13 protein-coding genes are annotated in these 14,225 nt (G+C 56.4%); 6 read left to right on the top strand and 7 right to left on the bottom strand.

All coding sequences use genetic code 11. The features are described from left to right. Positions 1 to 176: 176 nt before the first annotated feature. The 3 genes from map to ACWJJK_RS03940 all read left to right on the top strand — a co-directional run bounded on the left by map (position 177) and on the right by ACWJJK_RS03940 (position 4,067). Complete coding sequence (gene map, locus ACWJJK_RS03950) at positions 177 to 980, top strand: type I methionyl aminopeptidase (RefSeq protein WP_077731267.1); 804 nt, start codon at positions 177 to 179, stop codon at positions 978 to 980. Continuing rightward, positions 946 to 3,609 carry a [protein-PII] uridylyltransferase gene (gene glnD, locus ACWJJK_RS03945; protein ID WP_240502573.1) on the top strand — a complete coding sequence of 888 codons (2,664 nt, stop codon included), beginning with the start codon at positions 946 to 948 and terminating at the stop codon, positions 3,607 to 3,609. The genes map and glnD overlap by 35 nt, the downstream gene beginning before the upstream one ends. A 143-nt stretch (positions 3,610 to 3,752) precedes the next feature. Beyond that, positions 3,753 to 4,067: a DUF6763 family protein gene (locus ACWJJK_RS03940; RefSeq protein ID WP_077731269.1), complete on the top strand. Its 315-nt coding sequence runs from the start codon at positions 3,753 to 3,755 to the stop codon at positions 4,065 to 4,067. Between the two features lie 40 nt (positions 4,068 to 4,107). Here ACWJJK_RS03940 and ald read toward each other — a convergent pair whose 3' ends face one another. The 7 genes from ald to ACWJJK_RS03905 all read right to left on the bottom strand — a co-directional run bounded on the left by ald (position 4,108) and on the right by ACWJJK_RS03905 (position 10,062). Further along, positions 4,108 to 5,214: an alanine dehydrogenase gene (gene ald / locus ACWJJK_RS03935; RefSeq protein WP_454128663.1), complete on the bottom strand. Its 1,107-nt coding sequence runs from the start codon at positions 5,212 to 5,214 to the stop codon at positions 4,108 to 4,110. A gap of 637 nt (positions 5,215 to 5,851) precedes the next feature. Continuing rightward, complete coding sequence (locus ACWJJK_RS03930) at positions 5,852 to 6,052, bottom strand: Rho termination factor N-terminal domain-containing protein (RefSeq protein ID WP_077731273.1); 201 nt, start codon at positions 6,050 to 6,052, stop codon at positions 5,852 to 5,854. A 100-nt stretch (positions 6,053 to 6,152) separates the two neighbouring features. Then, a complete protein-coding gene (gene glk, locus ACWJJK_RS03925) occupies positions 6,153 to 7,154 on the bottom strand; it encodes a glucokinase (protein ID WP_077731274.1) in 1,002 nt (333 codons plus the stop codon). A gap of 28 nt (positions 7,155 to 7,182) precedes the next feature. Then, a complete protein-coding gene (locus ACWJJK_RS03920; protein WP_454128662.1) occupies positions 7,183 to 7,665 on the bottom strand; it encodes a DUF411 domain-containing protein in 483 nt (160 codons plus the stop codon). Between the two features lie 14 nt (positions 7,666 to 7,679). Next, entirely contained in the window at positions 7,680 to 8,105 is a 426-nt protein-coding gene (locus tag ACWJJK_RS03915) for a secondary thiamine-phosphate synthase enzyme YjbQ (RefSeq protein ID WP_077731275.1), read from the bottom strand. Between the two features lie 278 nt (positions 8,106 to 8,383). Next, positions 8,384 to 9,373: an ABC transporter ATP-binding protein gene (locus tag ACWJJK_RS03910; protein WP_086135217.1), complete on the bottom strand. Its 990-nt coding sequence runs from the start codon at positions 9,371 to 9,373 to the stop codon at positions 8,384 to 8,386. Then, entirely contained in the window at positions 9,370 to 10,062 is a 693-nt protein-coding gene (locus ACWJJK_RS03905) for an ABC transporter permease (protein ID WP_077731277.1), read from the bottom strand. The genes ACWJJK_RS03910 and ACWJJK_RS03905 overlap by 4 nt, the downstream gene beginning before the upstream one ends. 180 nt (positions 10,063 to 10,242) lie before the next feature. On the opposite strand from ACWJJK_RS03905, the gene ACWJJK_RS03900 reads away from it, so the two are divergent. The 3 genes from ACWJJK_RS03900 (at position 10,243) to dapD (ending at position 14,171) form a co-directional block, all read left to right on the top strand. Beyond that, positions 10,243 to 11,988: a proline--tRNA ligase gene (locus tag ACWJJK_RS03900; RefSeq protein WP_156880769.1), complete on the top strand. Its 1,746-nt coding sequence runs from the start codon at positions 10,243 to 10,245 to the stop codon at positions 11,986 to 11,988. A gap of 154 nt (positions 11,989 to 12,142) precedes the next feature. After that, positions 12,143 to 13,339, top strand: a complete 1,197-nt coding sequence (dapC, locus tag ACWJJK_RS03895; RefSeq protein ID WP_077731279.1) for a succinyldiaminopimelate transaminase — start codon at positions 12,143 to 12,145, stop codon at positions 13,337 to 13,339. 16 nt (positions 13,340 to 13,355) lie between these two features. Continuing rightward, positions 13,356 to 14,171, top strand: coding sequence for a 2,3,4,5-tetrahydropyridine-2,6-dicarboxylate N-succinyltransferase (dapD, locus tag ACWJJK_RS03890; protein ID WP_086135216.1), 816 nt, complete (start codon positions 13,356 to 13,358; stop codon positions 14,169 to 14,171). The last annotated feature ends 54 nt before the right edge of the window (positions 14,172 to 14,225 follow it).

Here is a 14,225-nt window from a genome sequence, read left to right as displayed (position 1 = left end):
GCACCCCAACCGGCGACCAAATCACGGGGATGTGGCACCCCGCCGGACGTGACGATACGTGTGTGTTATTGCCAAAAATAGCAGCGCTTTATACCATAACCTGCTTTATTCAACAATCCGACCCTTTTCCCGCATCCTCGCTCGACCGAGCGCCACACGAACCAACGAATCTCGCGATGAGCATCATCCTGAAAACGCCTGCCGAAATTGAGAAAATGCGTGTCGCGGGCCGACTCGCTGCACAAGTATTGGAAATGATTGAGCCATTCGTGGTTCCCGGGGTAACGACTGAAGAACTGGATCAAATTTGCCACGACTACATTGTCGATGTGCAAAAAGCCATTCCCGCTCCCCTGAATTACAAGGGATTTCCCAAATCCATCTGCACCTCGGTGAACCATCAGGTATGCCACGGCATACCAGGTCCGAAGAAACTGAAAAGCGGCGATATCGTCAACATCGACATCACCGTAATTAAGGACGGCTATCACGGCGACACCAGTAAAATGTTTCTGGTCGGTGAAGTGCCCATACGAGCCAAACGCCTGGTGAAGATCTGTCAGGAGGCCATGTATCTGGGAATTCAGCAAGTACGTCCTGGCGCGCGGTTGGGCGATATCGGCTTTGCCATTCAGCGTCATGCGGAGTCCCACGGCTATTCCGTCGTGCAAGAGTTCTGCGGGCACGGTATCGGCCGGAACTTTCATGAAGACCCCCAGGTGCTCCACTACGGCAAATCTAATACCGGAATAATGCTGGAACCGGGTATGATTTTCACCGTCGAACCCATGATCAACTTGGGCAAACGCTACGTGAAAATACTTCCCGACGGATGGACCGCTGTAACTAAAGACCACAGCCTGTCCGCACAGTGGGAGCACACGGTTTTAGTTACGGCGGATGGCTACGAAATCCTCACCCTGCGTCAAGAAGAGGCACACGCGATTGAAAACGGCCGACTTAAACTCGCCGCGTTATGACGATATCCTTTCGTCCGCCGAGCGCATCAGGTCGCTTAGAGAACATATCCAACAGAATAATGCGGAGCTAACCGAGCGCTTTCACGCCGGCATACCAGCCGCCGAACTGATTCGGGCGCGCTCCGATTTCATCGATGAACTGCTCGGAGCCTGCTGGAATCATTTCCTCGGATCCGACGCCGAACAGCTCGCACTTATTGCGGTAGGGGGCTATGGCCGACGCGAGCTGCACCCTTACTCCGATATCGATGTTTTGATTCTCCTCGATTTTCACCACAGCGGCGCGAATCGAGCCGAAGAACCGCCCTACCGGCAAGGCTTGGCCGATTTCTTCAATTTGCTGTGGGACATTGGCCTCAAGCCCGCTCACAGCGTCCGTACGATCGAAGAGTGCGTGGAACAGGCCCGGCAAGATGTGACGGTCATCACCAATCTCATGGAATCCCGACTGCTCCATGGTTCCTCGGCGTTGTTCAAGGAGCTGTGGGCGCGTATCGGCCCCGAACATCTCTGGTCCTCGCGAGAGTTCTTCGAAGCCAAGATGGCTGAACAAGCCGCACGCTATGCCAAATACCACGACACGGCCTACAACCTGGAGCCTAATATCAAAGAGGGCCCGGGCGGTCTCCGGGATATCCAAATCATCGGATGGATTATCAAGCGCCATTACAATGCGTCGAATCTGAACGATCTGCTCCTGCACGGCTGGCTAACCGAAGCGGAGCACGGCGAGCTCATGCAAGCGCAGCATTTCCTCTGGCAGCTCCGTTTCGCCTTGCACACGTTGACCGGGCGTTGCGAAGATCGCCTGCTGTTCGAGTATCAAAAGGAGCTGGCCCTACAGTTCGGATATCAGGATCCGGACGTCAACCAAGCGGTCGAGCAATTCATGCAGCGTTATTTCCGCACCGTCATGGGACTGGAGCGGCTGAACGAAATGCTATTGCAACTGTTCAAGGAAGCCGCACTGCATCGCGATGAAGATGCCGTAATCCTCCCGATCAACAGAAACTTTCAGGCGGTCAACAACTACATCGAGGCACTGCACCCGAACGTTTTTCGGGAACAGCCTCTTGCCCTGCTGCAAATATTTCTCCTATTGCAGCAAAACGCCAGCTTGTTAGGCATACGCGCTGCGACCATCCGGCTCATTCGCCAACATCTCTACCTGATCGACGAGAATTTCCGCAACGATCCCGAAGCTTGCCGGCTTTTTATGGAGATCCTGCGTCAACCGGGAGGCATCACGCATCAACTGCGGAGAATGAACCGCTACGGCATTCTGGCCGCGTATCTCCCGGCTTTCGGCCGCGTCGTCGGCCGCATGCAGTATGATCTCTTCCACGTTTACACCGTGGACGAACATACGCTCTTCGTAGTACGCAACCTCAGACGATTCGCTCTAGAAAAGCACAGAGCCGAGCATCCCCTCTGCAATGAAATTTTTCAGATCATCGAAAGACCGGAGCTTCTATACATTGCCGGCTTAATGCACGACATCGCCAAAGGTAGCGGCGGCGATCATTCCGTCATCGGCGCGGACATTGCCGAGGGTTTTTGCCAACGCCACGGCATAAGCCGTCGGGACACCGACCTGGTCAAGTGGCTGGTTCAGAACCATTTGCTCATGTCCATGACAGCTCAGCGCAAGGATATCAGCGATCCAGACGTCATTCATGAGTTCGCCACCGCCATCGGCAACCAAGACACGCTGAATTATCTATATCTCTTGACCGTGGCCGACATTCGCGCCACCAACCCGAACCTGTGGAACTCGTGGAAAGACGCCCTGCTCAAGGAACTGTATCTCACGACGCGGTGGACATTCCGCCGAGGACTCACAAAACCGCTGGAACAAGAAGAAAAGATCAATGCGGTCAAAGCGGAAAGCCTTGCTCTGCTGAGGCGCTTAGGCATCAGCGACCGGACCATCGAAAAAGTCTGGCAGATGGTTAACGACGAATATTTTCTGCGCTATTTGGCGGAGGAAATCGCCTGGCATACCGTGGCCATCAGCGCCTGCAAGCCGGGAGACTTACCCCTGGTCCTGTTGCGCCCGGTCAGCCAGCGGGGGAGCGCGGAAATTTTCCTGTATGCGAAAGACCAGGATTTCATATTCGCTTACAGTACGGCGGTTTTGGACCAACTCGGATTGACCGTCTTCGACGCCAAGATCATCACTTCCGCCGATGGCTACGTGTTGAACAGCTATCACGTCCTCGAGCAGACTGGAGAACCGATCAACGATCACCTGCGGCAGGCCCAGATTTGCAGCCGATTGCGGGCATGCCTGCTACAACCGAGCTGCACACCGCTACGCGTCCATCGGCGCGAACCGCGGGAAATAAAACATTTCACGGTACCCACTCAAATTTATTTTCACGACGACCCGCAGAACCGTTATTCGATTCTGGAATTGGTCGCCACCGACCGCCCTGGGCTTTTGTCGAAGGTCGGCCAAGCGTTCAGGGAATGTGACGTGCGCCTCTATAATGCAAAAATTTCCACCATCGGCAGCAGAGCCGAAGACATTTTCTATATCACCGACCATCGCGATCATCCGCTAAACAGCGAACTCCAGAAGCGCCAATTGAGCGAAGCGATCATCGCGCTGGTGGGAACAAATTAAACGTTTTTCCGCATCCGTTTCAGATATAGCGGAGTCCGCAACCCCGTTTTTTCGTCAAAGACTCGTGCTATGCTTGCGGCGACCGATCAATGGGTCGTACCTTTTGGAAGCCATGTTTCCAAGCCTAATCGGAGGATAAAGCCATGCCGACGGTTGCAGATCCGCTGCTCGAAAACTGGTATCAAGATGCCGAGACCGGACGATCGTTTCGTGTTGTCGCATTGGACGAGGAAAACGACGCCATCGAAATCCAGTATCTCAACGGCGATCTCGGCGAATTTGACTTTGCCTCTTGGTACGAATCGCCTTTCGCGCCTATAGAGCCCCCCGAAGACTGGAGCGCTCCTTTCGATGACGTGGAAATCGATGACCTCGGTTACACCGATCCGGATTTGCATGAACCGGATCAGCGGGATCTCACCTTGGACGACTTTCTAAACGAAGAAGACGAGCATTGATTTTCGCTTGGCTTGACTCGCCTCGTCGCCGCCCGAACGATCACGATGCGGGAAATGCGCTGTATCGCTCGATGAATCCGAACGTTTCGGCTACGGGCTTGCAGGTTAGATGTCCCTGGTAAGTGTTTACGGCCTTGGCAAACCCTGGATTTTCGCGAAACGCCGTCAAGCCCTGATTGGCTAACTGGAGGACATAGGGAAAACTGGCCTCGGTTAAAGCGATCGTCGATGTCCGGGGATAAGCGCCGGGCATGTTGGTCACGCAGTAATGGATGACGCCGTGCTTCTCGTAAACGGGTTCCGAATGAGTAGTAGGCCGCGAAGTTTCCACGCAGCCGCCCTGATCGATGCTGACGTCGACGATCACGGAACCGGGCTGCATCGATCCGACCATATTCTCGGTCACCACGTAGTCTGCCTTGGCCCCGTGCCGCAATACCGCGCCGACGACTAAATCGGCTTCACATATACGGCGTGCAATGGCGTCCGGCTCGGAAGCAAAAAACTCGAGTTCCCCTGAAATTTCGCGCTCCATCCGCTCGCCCTTGGCCTTGTCGATGCCTGCAACAGAAACCTGAGCCCCAAGCCCCCACGCCGTCTGCGCGGCGTGAAAAGCCACGACCCCGTCGCCTACGATCAACACCCTTCCGTGTCTCGCGCCCAGAACCTTGCCGAGCTGCACCCCTCTACCGCCATTGAACTCGGCCAGATAATAAGCGCCGACCAGTGCCGCCATGTTACCCGCGACCGCGCTCATGGGAGCGAGAATCGGCAATCGACCGGATCTGTCCTCCAAGGTTTCGTATGCCACCGCCATAGTGCGGCGTTCCAGTAAGATCTCAGTGAGCGAGCGAGGCGCCCCCGCAAGATGGAAGAAGGTAAACACGATCTGATTTCGGAGAAAAAGGTACTCCGATTCTATCGGCTCTTTGACCTTGAGAACCAAGTCCGAATTCCATGCGTCCTCGACGCCGCAAATACGAGCGCCCATCCGAACGTATTCCTCATCCTTAAATCCGGAACCGAGCCCCGCATTCGTTTCGATCAAAACTTCGTGCCCCGCCTCGACAAGTATCGATGCTTGATGCGGCGTCAGCGCGACGCGGTTTTCGTTATTCTTGATTTCTTTAGGTACCCCGATTCTCATAGCAGTATGCAGCTCTACAGACTTGAAACTTATGAACGATTGTATACGTTCGGAGGAACCAGGCCATCCTCAGAACGACTCGAGCTTATTCTCTAGTCTAACCGTAGTCGACGCTTTGGCGTGTAACCCAGAGCCACATACTCTGTCGAGCGATCAGTCAGCAAAAACAATTATCGAGGCCGACATCTCCGCGATTCTAAAGTGAACATCTGAGCCCGACTGAATCGGCCTCAATATCGTAGCGAGGCGGAGGTTTGTGCCTCCGCCCCGATGCAGACAATCTTGTTCTCGCTTTGCCACGCGAATCCAAGACCGGAAGGTCTGGTCCCCGAGATCGCTCACCGGCGCCATTCGGCAACCAGCTTAAGGCATTCCCGGCGCCACTGGCACTCGAATTCTTTGCACTCCATGCGATCCTCGGACAAAAAACATGCGGCTTTACCCCTGGCTCGTTGGATAGCCCACACGAGTTGTTTTTCTGTACGGAAATATTCGAGGTCTCGGATACCCTCATGGCGGGCTAAATTCAATAGCTCTGCAGCGATCATCAATCTCTCCTTGGTTTCAGATGCATAAAAACAGCGCGACTACGCGCTTCAACTTCCTTGGAACGAACTTATCGATTAATTGAAAGCCCCTAATTCTCCTTTTTAGCCTGTGAAAAACATTCTTCTCGCCATAAACAACCATGCTGATCGCAGGCAGCATCGCGAGCCGTACCGAAGCAGTCGAAGTTTCCTTCGACAATCTGGATCTTTCGGATCAGATCCCGCTTGTTCATGCGGCCTGGAACCAAGCCCATACGTTTGGCGATCTCCCGAACTTCATCGACACGCATAACGAACCTCCTCCGGAAATCGATTAATTCTGAGATACGAAGTTGATGATTGCATTACAAGGACCAAACCAGCCTTAAGGAAATCCAGCCATCAAGCGTCTCAGGACTTTTCAAGCAACATGCGTGCCGCAAAATCGGCCGCCCCGATCAACCCAGTGTGAAAATTCAAGGCAACACGGACCGGGACAGCGCAGAGAAACTCTGAAAGCCGGCCTTTAGCACAAAAACCTTGCATGAAATGGCCGTCCTGTAGTGCGGGCAGAATCTTTGGCGCAATGCCGCCGCCGACCAGCACGCCGCCGGTAGCGAAACACCTCAAGGCCAAGTTGCCGGCCTCCGCACCAAAAATGCGCGCGAACAGGGCCAGAGTTCCCCGACACAGCGCATCTCCCCGATGCAAGGCATGCGTGGTGATTTCCCGTGCGGGGTCCTCCGCCTTCTTTATCGCGCCGGCCAATTCGGGCGATTCGGGCGCATAGTTTATGTCGCGTAGATACTCGTAGACATTGACGATTCCCGGTCCGGACAAGATCCGTTCATAACTCACGTGCCCTCCGAACTTGTTTCGAAGATATACAAGCAAGCCGTCTTCCATGGTGTTGTTGGGCGCAAAGTCCCCATGCCCGCCTTCGGTTGCCAATGCACGATAGAGATGACCATCCCAGTACAATACCGCCTGGCCGAGCCCGGTACCGGCTGCGATGACCGCCCGGTTGCCGGTTGCGGGCACTGCACGGGGATTCAGCTCGACCCACTCGTCGGGCCGCAGCCAGAGCAAACCTAAGGCCATGGCCTGAAGGTCGTTCAGCAATTTCACCTTGGAGATGCCCAGCAGGGGCATCAGGCGCCTCTCGTCAATCAACCAGGGTAGATTGGTCGTTTGGCAGCGGCCGTCGACGACGGGGCCCGCGACTCCGAAGCAAGCGGCGTCCAGCGGTTCGCTCTGATCCCTCAAGAAATCTTTAACAATGTCCTCGAACGAGCCATATCCCGCACTCGGATAGGTCTCCTCCCTCAATATTGATGCGGGCAGTCCTTCCAGCCCCCCGTCGTACAAAGCCAGGATCGTTTTCGTTCCACCCACGTCGCCCGCTAGTAGCATGACGGCCCTCCCTGTCTCTTAGGAGAGATCAATAAAATCGGTATTCCTGAAACGTGCTCACCCTCCCCTTCTTGTCGAAGAGCAGCACGGCGAACGGATCCTTTTTCCCGCCCATTTCCATTCCAGGCGTACCCGCAGGCATGCCGGGAACGGCTAATCCCGCCGCCTCGGGCTTGGCTTGCAACAGCTTCTGGACATCCGCAGCGGGAACATGGCCTTCGACTACGTAACCGTTGACCAGCGCGGTATGGCAGGATTGCAAATTCTCCGGCACTCCCAGTTCTTTCTTGATCCTGTCCATATCGTTGGATTTGATATCGCGCACGGTAAAGCCATGTTTTTTCATGTGCTCCAGCCATTTTCCACAGCAGCCGCAAGTAGGGCTGCGATAAACGGTCATTTCCACCGGGTTCTCGAGGACCGGTACGCCTTTGTCCCATACGCTCTCTTCGGCACGGATCGAAAACGGCGACAGAACTACCGTTAGTAGGATCAAACGCAAAAATTTCATTGATCACTCCAGGTTTAAAACGTTTCCCCGTTCAAAGTGGCGACCACCGAGCGCGACCCTGCAAGATCACGGTGCTCGCCCAAATAGATGCCCTGCCAGGTGCCTAACAGCAATCGCCCGTCGCCGACCGGAACGGTTACGCTGGAGCCCATCAGACAGGATTTGATGTGGGCCGGCATATCGTCCTCCCCCTCCAAGGTATGGGTGTAATGAGCCGAGCCGTCGGGCGCCAGACTTCTCAGGTGAGTTTCCAGGTCGCGCCGCACGCTCGGGTCGGCGTTTTCATTGAGAACCAACGATGCGGAGGTATGCTGAATGAAAAAATGAGCGATACCGATGCGGAATTTCCTCAATTCAGGCAAAAGCCCCAGCAATTCTTCGGTGATTAGGTGAAAACCGCGCGCTCGCGGTTTTAACGCGATTCGTTTTTGTAGCCACATTTTGGCGTATCGGATTATCTGCTTTATGAATTTTATTAATCAGGCCCGTAAATACCCTCCTGGTATTTCGGGCCGCCGCCCAGGCCGGTACACGCCCGGCCTGGGCTCACGCGGCTTGTCGCCGCGCCGGGGCATCCCTGCCCCCGATTAACCCGGCCTATATTTATAGGCCGGGTTAATAATTATGGTTTCACCATAGCCAATCCGTCATACGGCGTAAATACGCGTTTTCCTGACTTGATTAAAACGTCGAGAACACTGCGGCGGACTCCGAACGGTCAAAACACTTTCACCGCCGTGGCTTTAAAACTGACCCAAACTTCCTTCCCCAGTTCCAAACCGAGGCTTTGCAGCGATTCGAGTGTAATCCGGGCGTTAAGTTTCTCGCCGATATCAATGGTAATCCTCGCCCGCCCCGCCTCTTCCGCGATCATGATGATACGGCCGCGAAACGAATTACGGAGACTGGAATTCAGAGGTTCCGGGGAGAGCACGATCTCCTCGGGATCGACGGAGAGATGCGATCCCTGATCCAGCGCACGCGGCACCTGTATCGCCAGCTTGCCGGTGTCGAACACGCCGTTTCGTAGCGCTCCGCGAAACAAATTGACGAGCGGCGCCCCGACCGATCTTCCGGCGAAAAGGCTGATGGACTCGTCGGCGAGCGCGATACCCTGCACCTGCTCATGGGTGCTGAACACCACCGTGTTCCCACTTTGCCGCGCATAATTCGAGAGCACCTGCTCGACCAAGCGCACATTACTTTGATCGAGATACGTAAATGGCTCGTCGAACAACAGCACTTCGGGTGCCGGAGCCAGCGCTCTCGCCAAGGCAACCCTCTGTTTCTCGCCTCCGGAAAGCGCCCTGACGGATCGCTTTTCGAATCCGGCAAGTCCCACTCGCTCCATTGCATCCATTGCCCTGCGGTGCCGCTGTTCCTTTCCGATACCGCGCAGCCTCAGTCCCAACTCCACGTTATCCATCACGCTACCCTGAAGCAGATAAGGACTTTGCGCCACCAACCCAACGCGGCGCCGAAGTGCCAGAACGTCCTCTCGCCTGACCGGCTGACCGAAAAAATACATTTCGCCGGCATCCGGATGAATCAGAAAAGCGAGCAGCTCGAGAAGCGTGCTCTTACCGGCGCCGTTCGGACCGATCAGCGCCGTAATCCGGCCGGCGGAGATCGCCAGATGATCGATGGTCAACGCCGGCTTATCGCCATAAGCAAAAACCACGTGCTCCAGCCAATACGCTCGCTTCAACCGGCACTCCGGTCCGCAGATTGCAGTAGCCAATTCACCGAAAACGCGACCAGCAGCAACATCATGCCCAAAGCCAAACCGAGCTCGAACTCGCCTTTACTCGTCTCCAGCGCGATGGCGGTCGTCATGGTACGGGTAAGCCCCTGGATGTTCCCGCCCAACATCATCGCCGTTCCCACTTCTCCGATGGCTCGCCCGAAACCGGCCGCAACCGCCACCAACAGGGCCAAGCGGGTTTCCGACAATACCAGCCCGAACTGCTGCGCCGGGCTGGCGCCTAAAGAGCGCAACGTAGGCAGCAGACGCGGATCGGCGGATTCGACGGCGGTCATCGCAAGATTCATGATGAGCGGAAAAATCAGCACCGCCTCGCCGATGATGACGGCCGTCGGGGTGTACAAAAGAGCGAGCTCGCCCAACGGCCCGCGGCGGCTGAACAACCCGTAAAAAATCAGGCCGATCATAACCGTCGGCATCGCCATCGAAGCGTTCAAGCTCCGCCGCAGGAGCCGCTTTCCCTTAAATTCAATAGATGCCGACCAGACGCCGGCCGGAACCGCGAGAAGCGCTGCGCAAACGGTTGCGGTAAGCGAGATCTCGAGCGATGTCCAGACGATTCGGTAAACCTCGGGATCGAACTGAAAGATTAGACGGAGCGCGGCAAAAAAAGAATCGACAAAGTAGTCCATGAAGGAATAACAGGAGCGGCAGGACCGAATTTTGCGAAAACACGAAAGAACAAGCAAGTTTTCCAGTTACTCTGTTCTCGCGCTCAAAAAATCGACCTGCACGATTCAATCTTCGCTGACGGCCCGTGCTGGCTGACGATACAATAGAATCATTTCTCATTTGGACGTATTCCATCCATCATGCGCACCAGCCAATTTCCGCTCAACACCATCAAAGAAACCCCGGCCGATGCCGAAATCGTCAGCCATAAGCTGATGCTGCGCGCCGGTCTGATCCGCAAGCTCGCCGCCGGCCTTTATACGTGGCTCCCTTTGGGGCTGCGCGTACTCCGCAAGGTGGAAAACATAGTCCGCGAGGAAATGGATCGCAGCGGCGCTTTGGAAGTGCTCATGCCGGCGGTGCAACCCGCGGAGCTCTGGCAGGAATCGGGGCGCTGGGATGTGTTCGGCCCGGAACTCTGCCGATTCAAGGATCGCCACGAGCGCGATTTCTGCCTAGGTCCCACTCACGAGGAAATCATCACCGATCTGGTCCGCAGCGAAATCAAAAGCTACAAGCAGTTGCCGGTCAACTTTTACCAGATTCAAACGAAATTCCGGGACGAGATCCGCCCGCGGTTCGGCGTCATGCGGGCTCGCGAATTCCTGATGAAGGATGCCTACTCTTTCCATCTCGACAAGGACTCCTTGCAGGAAACCTACGACCGGATGTACGAGACTTACTCCCGTATCTTCGAACGGCTGGGACTGCGATTCCGTGCGGTGCTGGCCGATACCGGCGCTATCGGCGGGAGCATGTCCCATGAATTTCACGTGCTGGCCGATTCCGGCGAGGATGCCATCGCCTTTTCCGACCGGAGCGATTATGCCGCCAATGTCGAGATGGCCGAGGCCGTCGCTCCCGCGGAGGCACGTGCGCCTGCGAGCCGTCCCATGGAGAAGATCGCTACCCCTGGCAAGACCAGTATTGCCGAGGTAGCGGAATTCCTGAACGTCCCTGCTGAAAAAATCGTCAAGGCCATCGCCGTGATGATCGGCAAGCGCGACCTCGATAGGGAGTGGGAAGAGTTTTGCCTGTTACTGCTGCGGGGCGATCATGAGCTCAACGAAGTGAAGGCCGGAAAGATCCTCGGCAGTTTCCGCTTTGCCACCGACGATGAAATCGAGCAGCACATGGGCTCTCGGGCGGGCTACATCGGCCCGGTCCAAATGCCCGGCGCGAAAGGAGCCATAAACGTCATCGCCGATCGCCCCGTTCCGGCCATGAGCGATTTCGTCTGCGGCGCCAACGAGAAGGGGTTCCATCTGATCGGCGTCAACTGGGACCGAGACCAACCGGCGCCCCGACATGTCCACGACCTCCGCAAGGTGACGGAAGGCGATCCTAGCCCGGACGGCAAAGGAAATCTCCGCATCGCACGCGGCATCGAAGTCGGGCATGTCTTCCAGCTCGGCACCAAATACAGCGAAGCGATGCAGGCCACGGTGCTCAACGAAGAAGGAAAAAACCAGGCGCTGATCATGGGCTGCTACGGCATAGGCGTGTCACGCGTGGTCGCCGCCGCCATCGAGCAGAACCACGACGAACGGGGAATCGTCTGGCCCGAAGCGCTCGCACCGTTCCAGGTCGCTCTCGTGCCGATCAACATGCACACATCGGAACGGCTGCAGGAGATCGCCGAGCATCTGTACCGCTCTCTTCGGAACGAAGGGATCGAAGTCTTGTTCGACGACCGAAAGGCTCGTCCCGGCGTCATGTTCGCCGACTTGGAACTGATCGGCATTCCGCATCGGGTGGTCGTCAGCGAGCGTCTGCTCGAATCGAATCAGGCCGAATACAAGGGGAGACGGGATGCCGAAGCGATTCAAATTCCGCTGGAGGAAGTCGTGCCGTTCATTCGGGCGCGGCTAAACGGCATCGGTTAGCCGCAGCCCGGCGTCCAGTTGCGGGACGCCGGGCCGTCCGTCCACAATTTGCGCGGTTTGATCGCGCAAGTTGGAACCGCCCTCGTATGCCCTTATACTATGGCCCCGCTTTTTAAGCGGTAAGGCGCTGAACTATGGAACCGAACCGTCCGGCATGAATCCTCATCTGCAAAAACTACAGCCCTACCCGTTCGAAAAGCTGTCCGAACTCAAGCAAGGAATTACTCCCCCGGGCGACAAGCCTCATATTGCCCTGTCGATAGGCGAGCCCAAGCATCCGACGCCTCACTTCATTGCCGAAAGCCTGATCGCGCACCTCCACGGGCTGGCCAATTACCCGGCCACCAAGGGGCTCTTGGAACTGCGCCGAACCATCGCGGACTGGCTGTCGCGCCGGTTTTCCCTGCCTCCGGCGAGCGTGGACCCGGAACGCCACGTACTGCCCTGCAACGGGACCCGCGAGGCGTTGTTCTCGTTCGCTCAGTATGTCATCGATGCCGCCGAGCAACCGCTGGTATTGATGCCCAACCCGTTCTATCAGATCTACGAGGGCGCAGCCCTGCTGGGCGGTGCGGAACCCTATTTTCTCAATACGACACGAGAAACAGGCTATCTGCCGGACTTCGAATCGGTGCCGGACAAGATTTGGGAACGTTGCCAGCTGATTTACATCTGCTCGCCCGGCAATCCCTCAGGCTCCGTCATTAGCGCCGAGACACATAGAGCGCTCATCAATCTGTCCGAGCGCCATGATTTCATCATCGCTTCGGATGAGTGTTATTCCGAGATTTATCTTGACGAATCGGTTCCGCCTCCAAGCTTGCTGCAGTCTGCCCATGACATGGGCAATACGGAATTCAAGCGCTGCGTCGTGTTTCATAGCCTCTCCAAGCGTTCCAACGCGCCGGGACTGCGGTCCGGTTTCGTTGCCGGGGATGCCGATATCCTCAAGCAGTACCAGAGGTATCGCACCTATCACGGCTGCGCGCTCTCGCTGCCGGTTCAGCACGCGAGCATCAAAGCCTGGCAAGATGAAAAGCATGTCACGGAAAGCCGAGCGGCGTATCGGCGGAAGTTCTCCGCAGTCCACGACGTTCTGAAGGACCATCTGGATCTGTCGATACCGCCAGGCGGCTTCTATCTCTGGCCCGATGTCCACCGCGATGATTGCCAATTCGCGCAGGATCTTTATGCGCGGCAAAATCTGACCGTGCTGCCCGGCAGTTTTCTGTCCCGCGAAGCGCATGGGATCAATCCCGGCCAAAATCATGTCAGGATAGCCTTGGTCGCCCCTCTGGAGGAATGCGTGGAGGCGGCCCACCGCATTCGAGAGTTCATTCAATCCATGTAAATCGAAAAGTAAAGCCATGTCCTTAGAAAACATCATCAACGAAGCCTTTGAAGACCGAGCCCAGCTCACTCCGACCTCGACCAGCGCGGTGATCCGTGAAGCCGTTCAGGAAGCCTTGACGTTGCTGGACAGCGGACGCGCCCGTGTCGCCGAAAAGAAAAACGGGGATTGGGTCGTCAATCAATGGCTCAAGAAAGCCGTGCTGCTGTCTTTCCGGATCTCCGACAACCGCATCATGGAAGGCGGCGAGACGAAATATTTCGACAAGGTCGAACCGAAATTCGGCGGCTTCAGGCCGGAACACTTTGCCGCCATGAGCGCCCGCGTGGTGCCGCCGGCGACCGTCCGGCACGGCGCCTACATCGGCCCCGGTGTCGTGCTGATGCCGTCGTTCGTCAATATCGGCGCTTACGTCGATTCCGGCACGATGGTCGACACCTGGGCGACGGTGGGCTCCTGCGCCCAGATCGGCAAGAACGTGCACCTGTCCGGCGGCGTCGGTATCGGCGGCGTGCTGGAACCCTTGCAGGCTGCGCCCACCATCATCGAGGACAACTGCTTCATCGGTGCGCGCTCGGAGATCGTCGAAGGGGTGATCGTCGAAGAAGGTTCGGTCATCTCCATGGGTGTCTACATCGGCCAGAGTACCAAGATCTACAACCGAATGACCGGCGAGATCACTTACGGACGCGTACCGGCCGGCTCGGTGGTGGTATCCGGAAACCTGCCCGCGAAGGATGGAAGCCATAGTCTTTATTGCGCAGTCATCATCAAGCAGGTGGACGAAAAAACCCGCAGCAAAGTCGGTATCAACGAACTGCTACGCGATTGATCGAATTCCGAGACGCGCAAATCCATTCGGGAGAGTTCCATCCCAACTACGAGG

Source organism: Methylocaldum gracile (assembly GCF_053646815.1).
Note: the sequence above shows the minus strand (reverse complement) of the source record. Positions and strands in the feature narration are given on the sequence as shown.

Excerpts from the sequence above, each read along its gene's own strand:
- dapC (WP_077731279.1), top strand. The coding sequence starts at position 12,143 with ATGAATCCTCATCTGCAAAAACTACAGCCCTACCCGTTCGAAAAGCTG.
- ACWJJK_RS03900 (WP_156880769.1), top strand. The coding sequence starts at position 10,243 with ATGCGCACCAGCCAATTTCCGCTCAACACCATCAAAGAAACCCCGGCC.
- ald (WP_454128663.1), bottom strand. The coding sequence starts at position 5,214 with ATGAGAATCGGGGTACCTAAAGAAATCAAGAATAACGAAAACCGCGTC.
- ACWJJK_RS03920 (WP_454128662.1), bottom strand. The coding sequence starts at position 7,665 with ATGAAATTTTTGCGTTTGATCCTACTAACGGTAGTTCTGTCGCCGTTT.
- ACWJJK_RS03930 (WP_077731273.1), bottom strand. The coding sequence starts at position 6,052 with ATGCGTGTCGATGAAGTTCGGGAGATCGCCAAACGTATGGGCTTGGTT.
- map (WP_077731267.1), top strand. The coding sequence starts at position 177 with ATGAGCATCATCCTGAAAACGCCTGCCGAAATTGAGAAAATGCGTGTC.
- dapD (WP_086135216.1), top strand. The coding sequence starts at position 13,356 with ATGTCCTTAGAAAACATCATCAACGAAGCCTTTGAAGACCGAGCCCAG.
- ACWJJK_RS03915 (WP_077731275.1), bottom strand. The coding sequence starts at position 8,105 with ATGTGGCTACAAAAACGAATCGCGTTAAAACCGCGAGCGCGCGGTTTT.
- glk (WP_077731274.1), bottom strand. The coding sequence starts at position 7,154 with ATGCTACTAGCGGGCGACGTGGGTGGAACGAAAACGATCCTGGCTTTG.
- ACWJJK_RS03905 (WP_077731277.1), bottom strand. The coding sequence starts at position 10,062 with ATGGACTACTTTGTCGATTCTTTTTTTGCCGCGCTCCGTCTAATCTTT.
- ACWJJK_RS03940 (WP_077731269.1), top strand. The coding sequence starts at position 3,753 with ATGCCGACGGTTGCAGATCCGCTGCTCGAAAACTGGTATCAAGATGCC.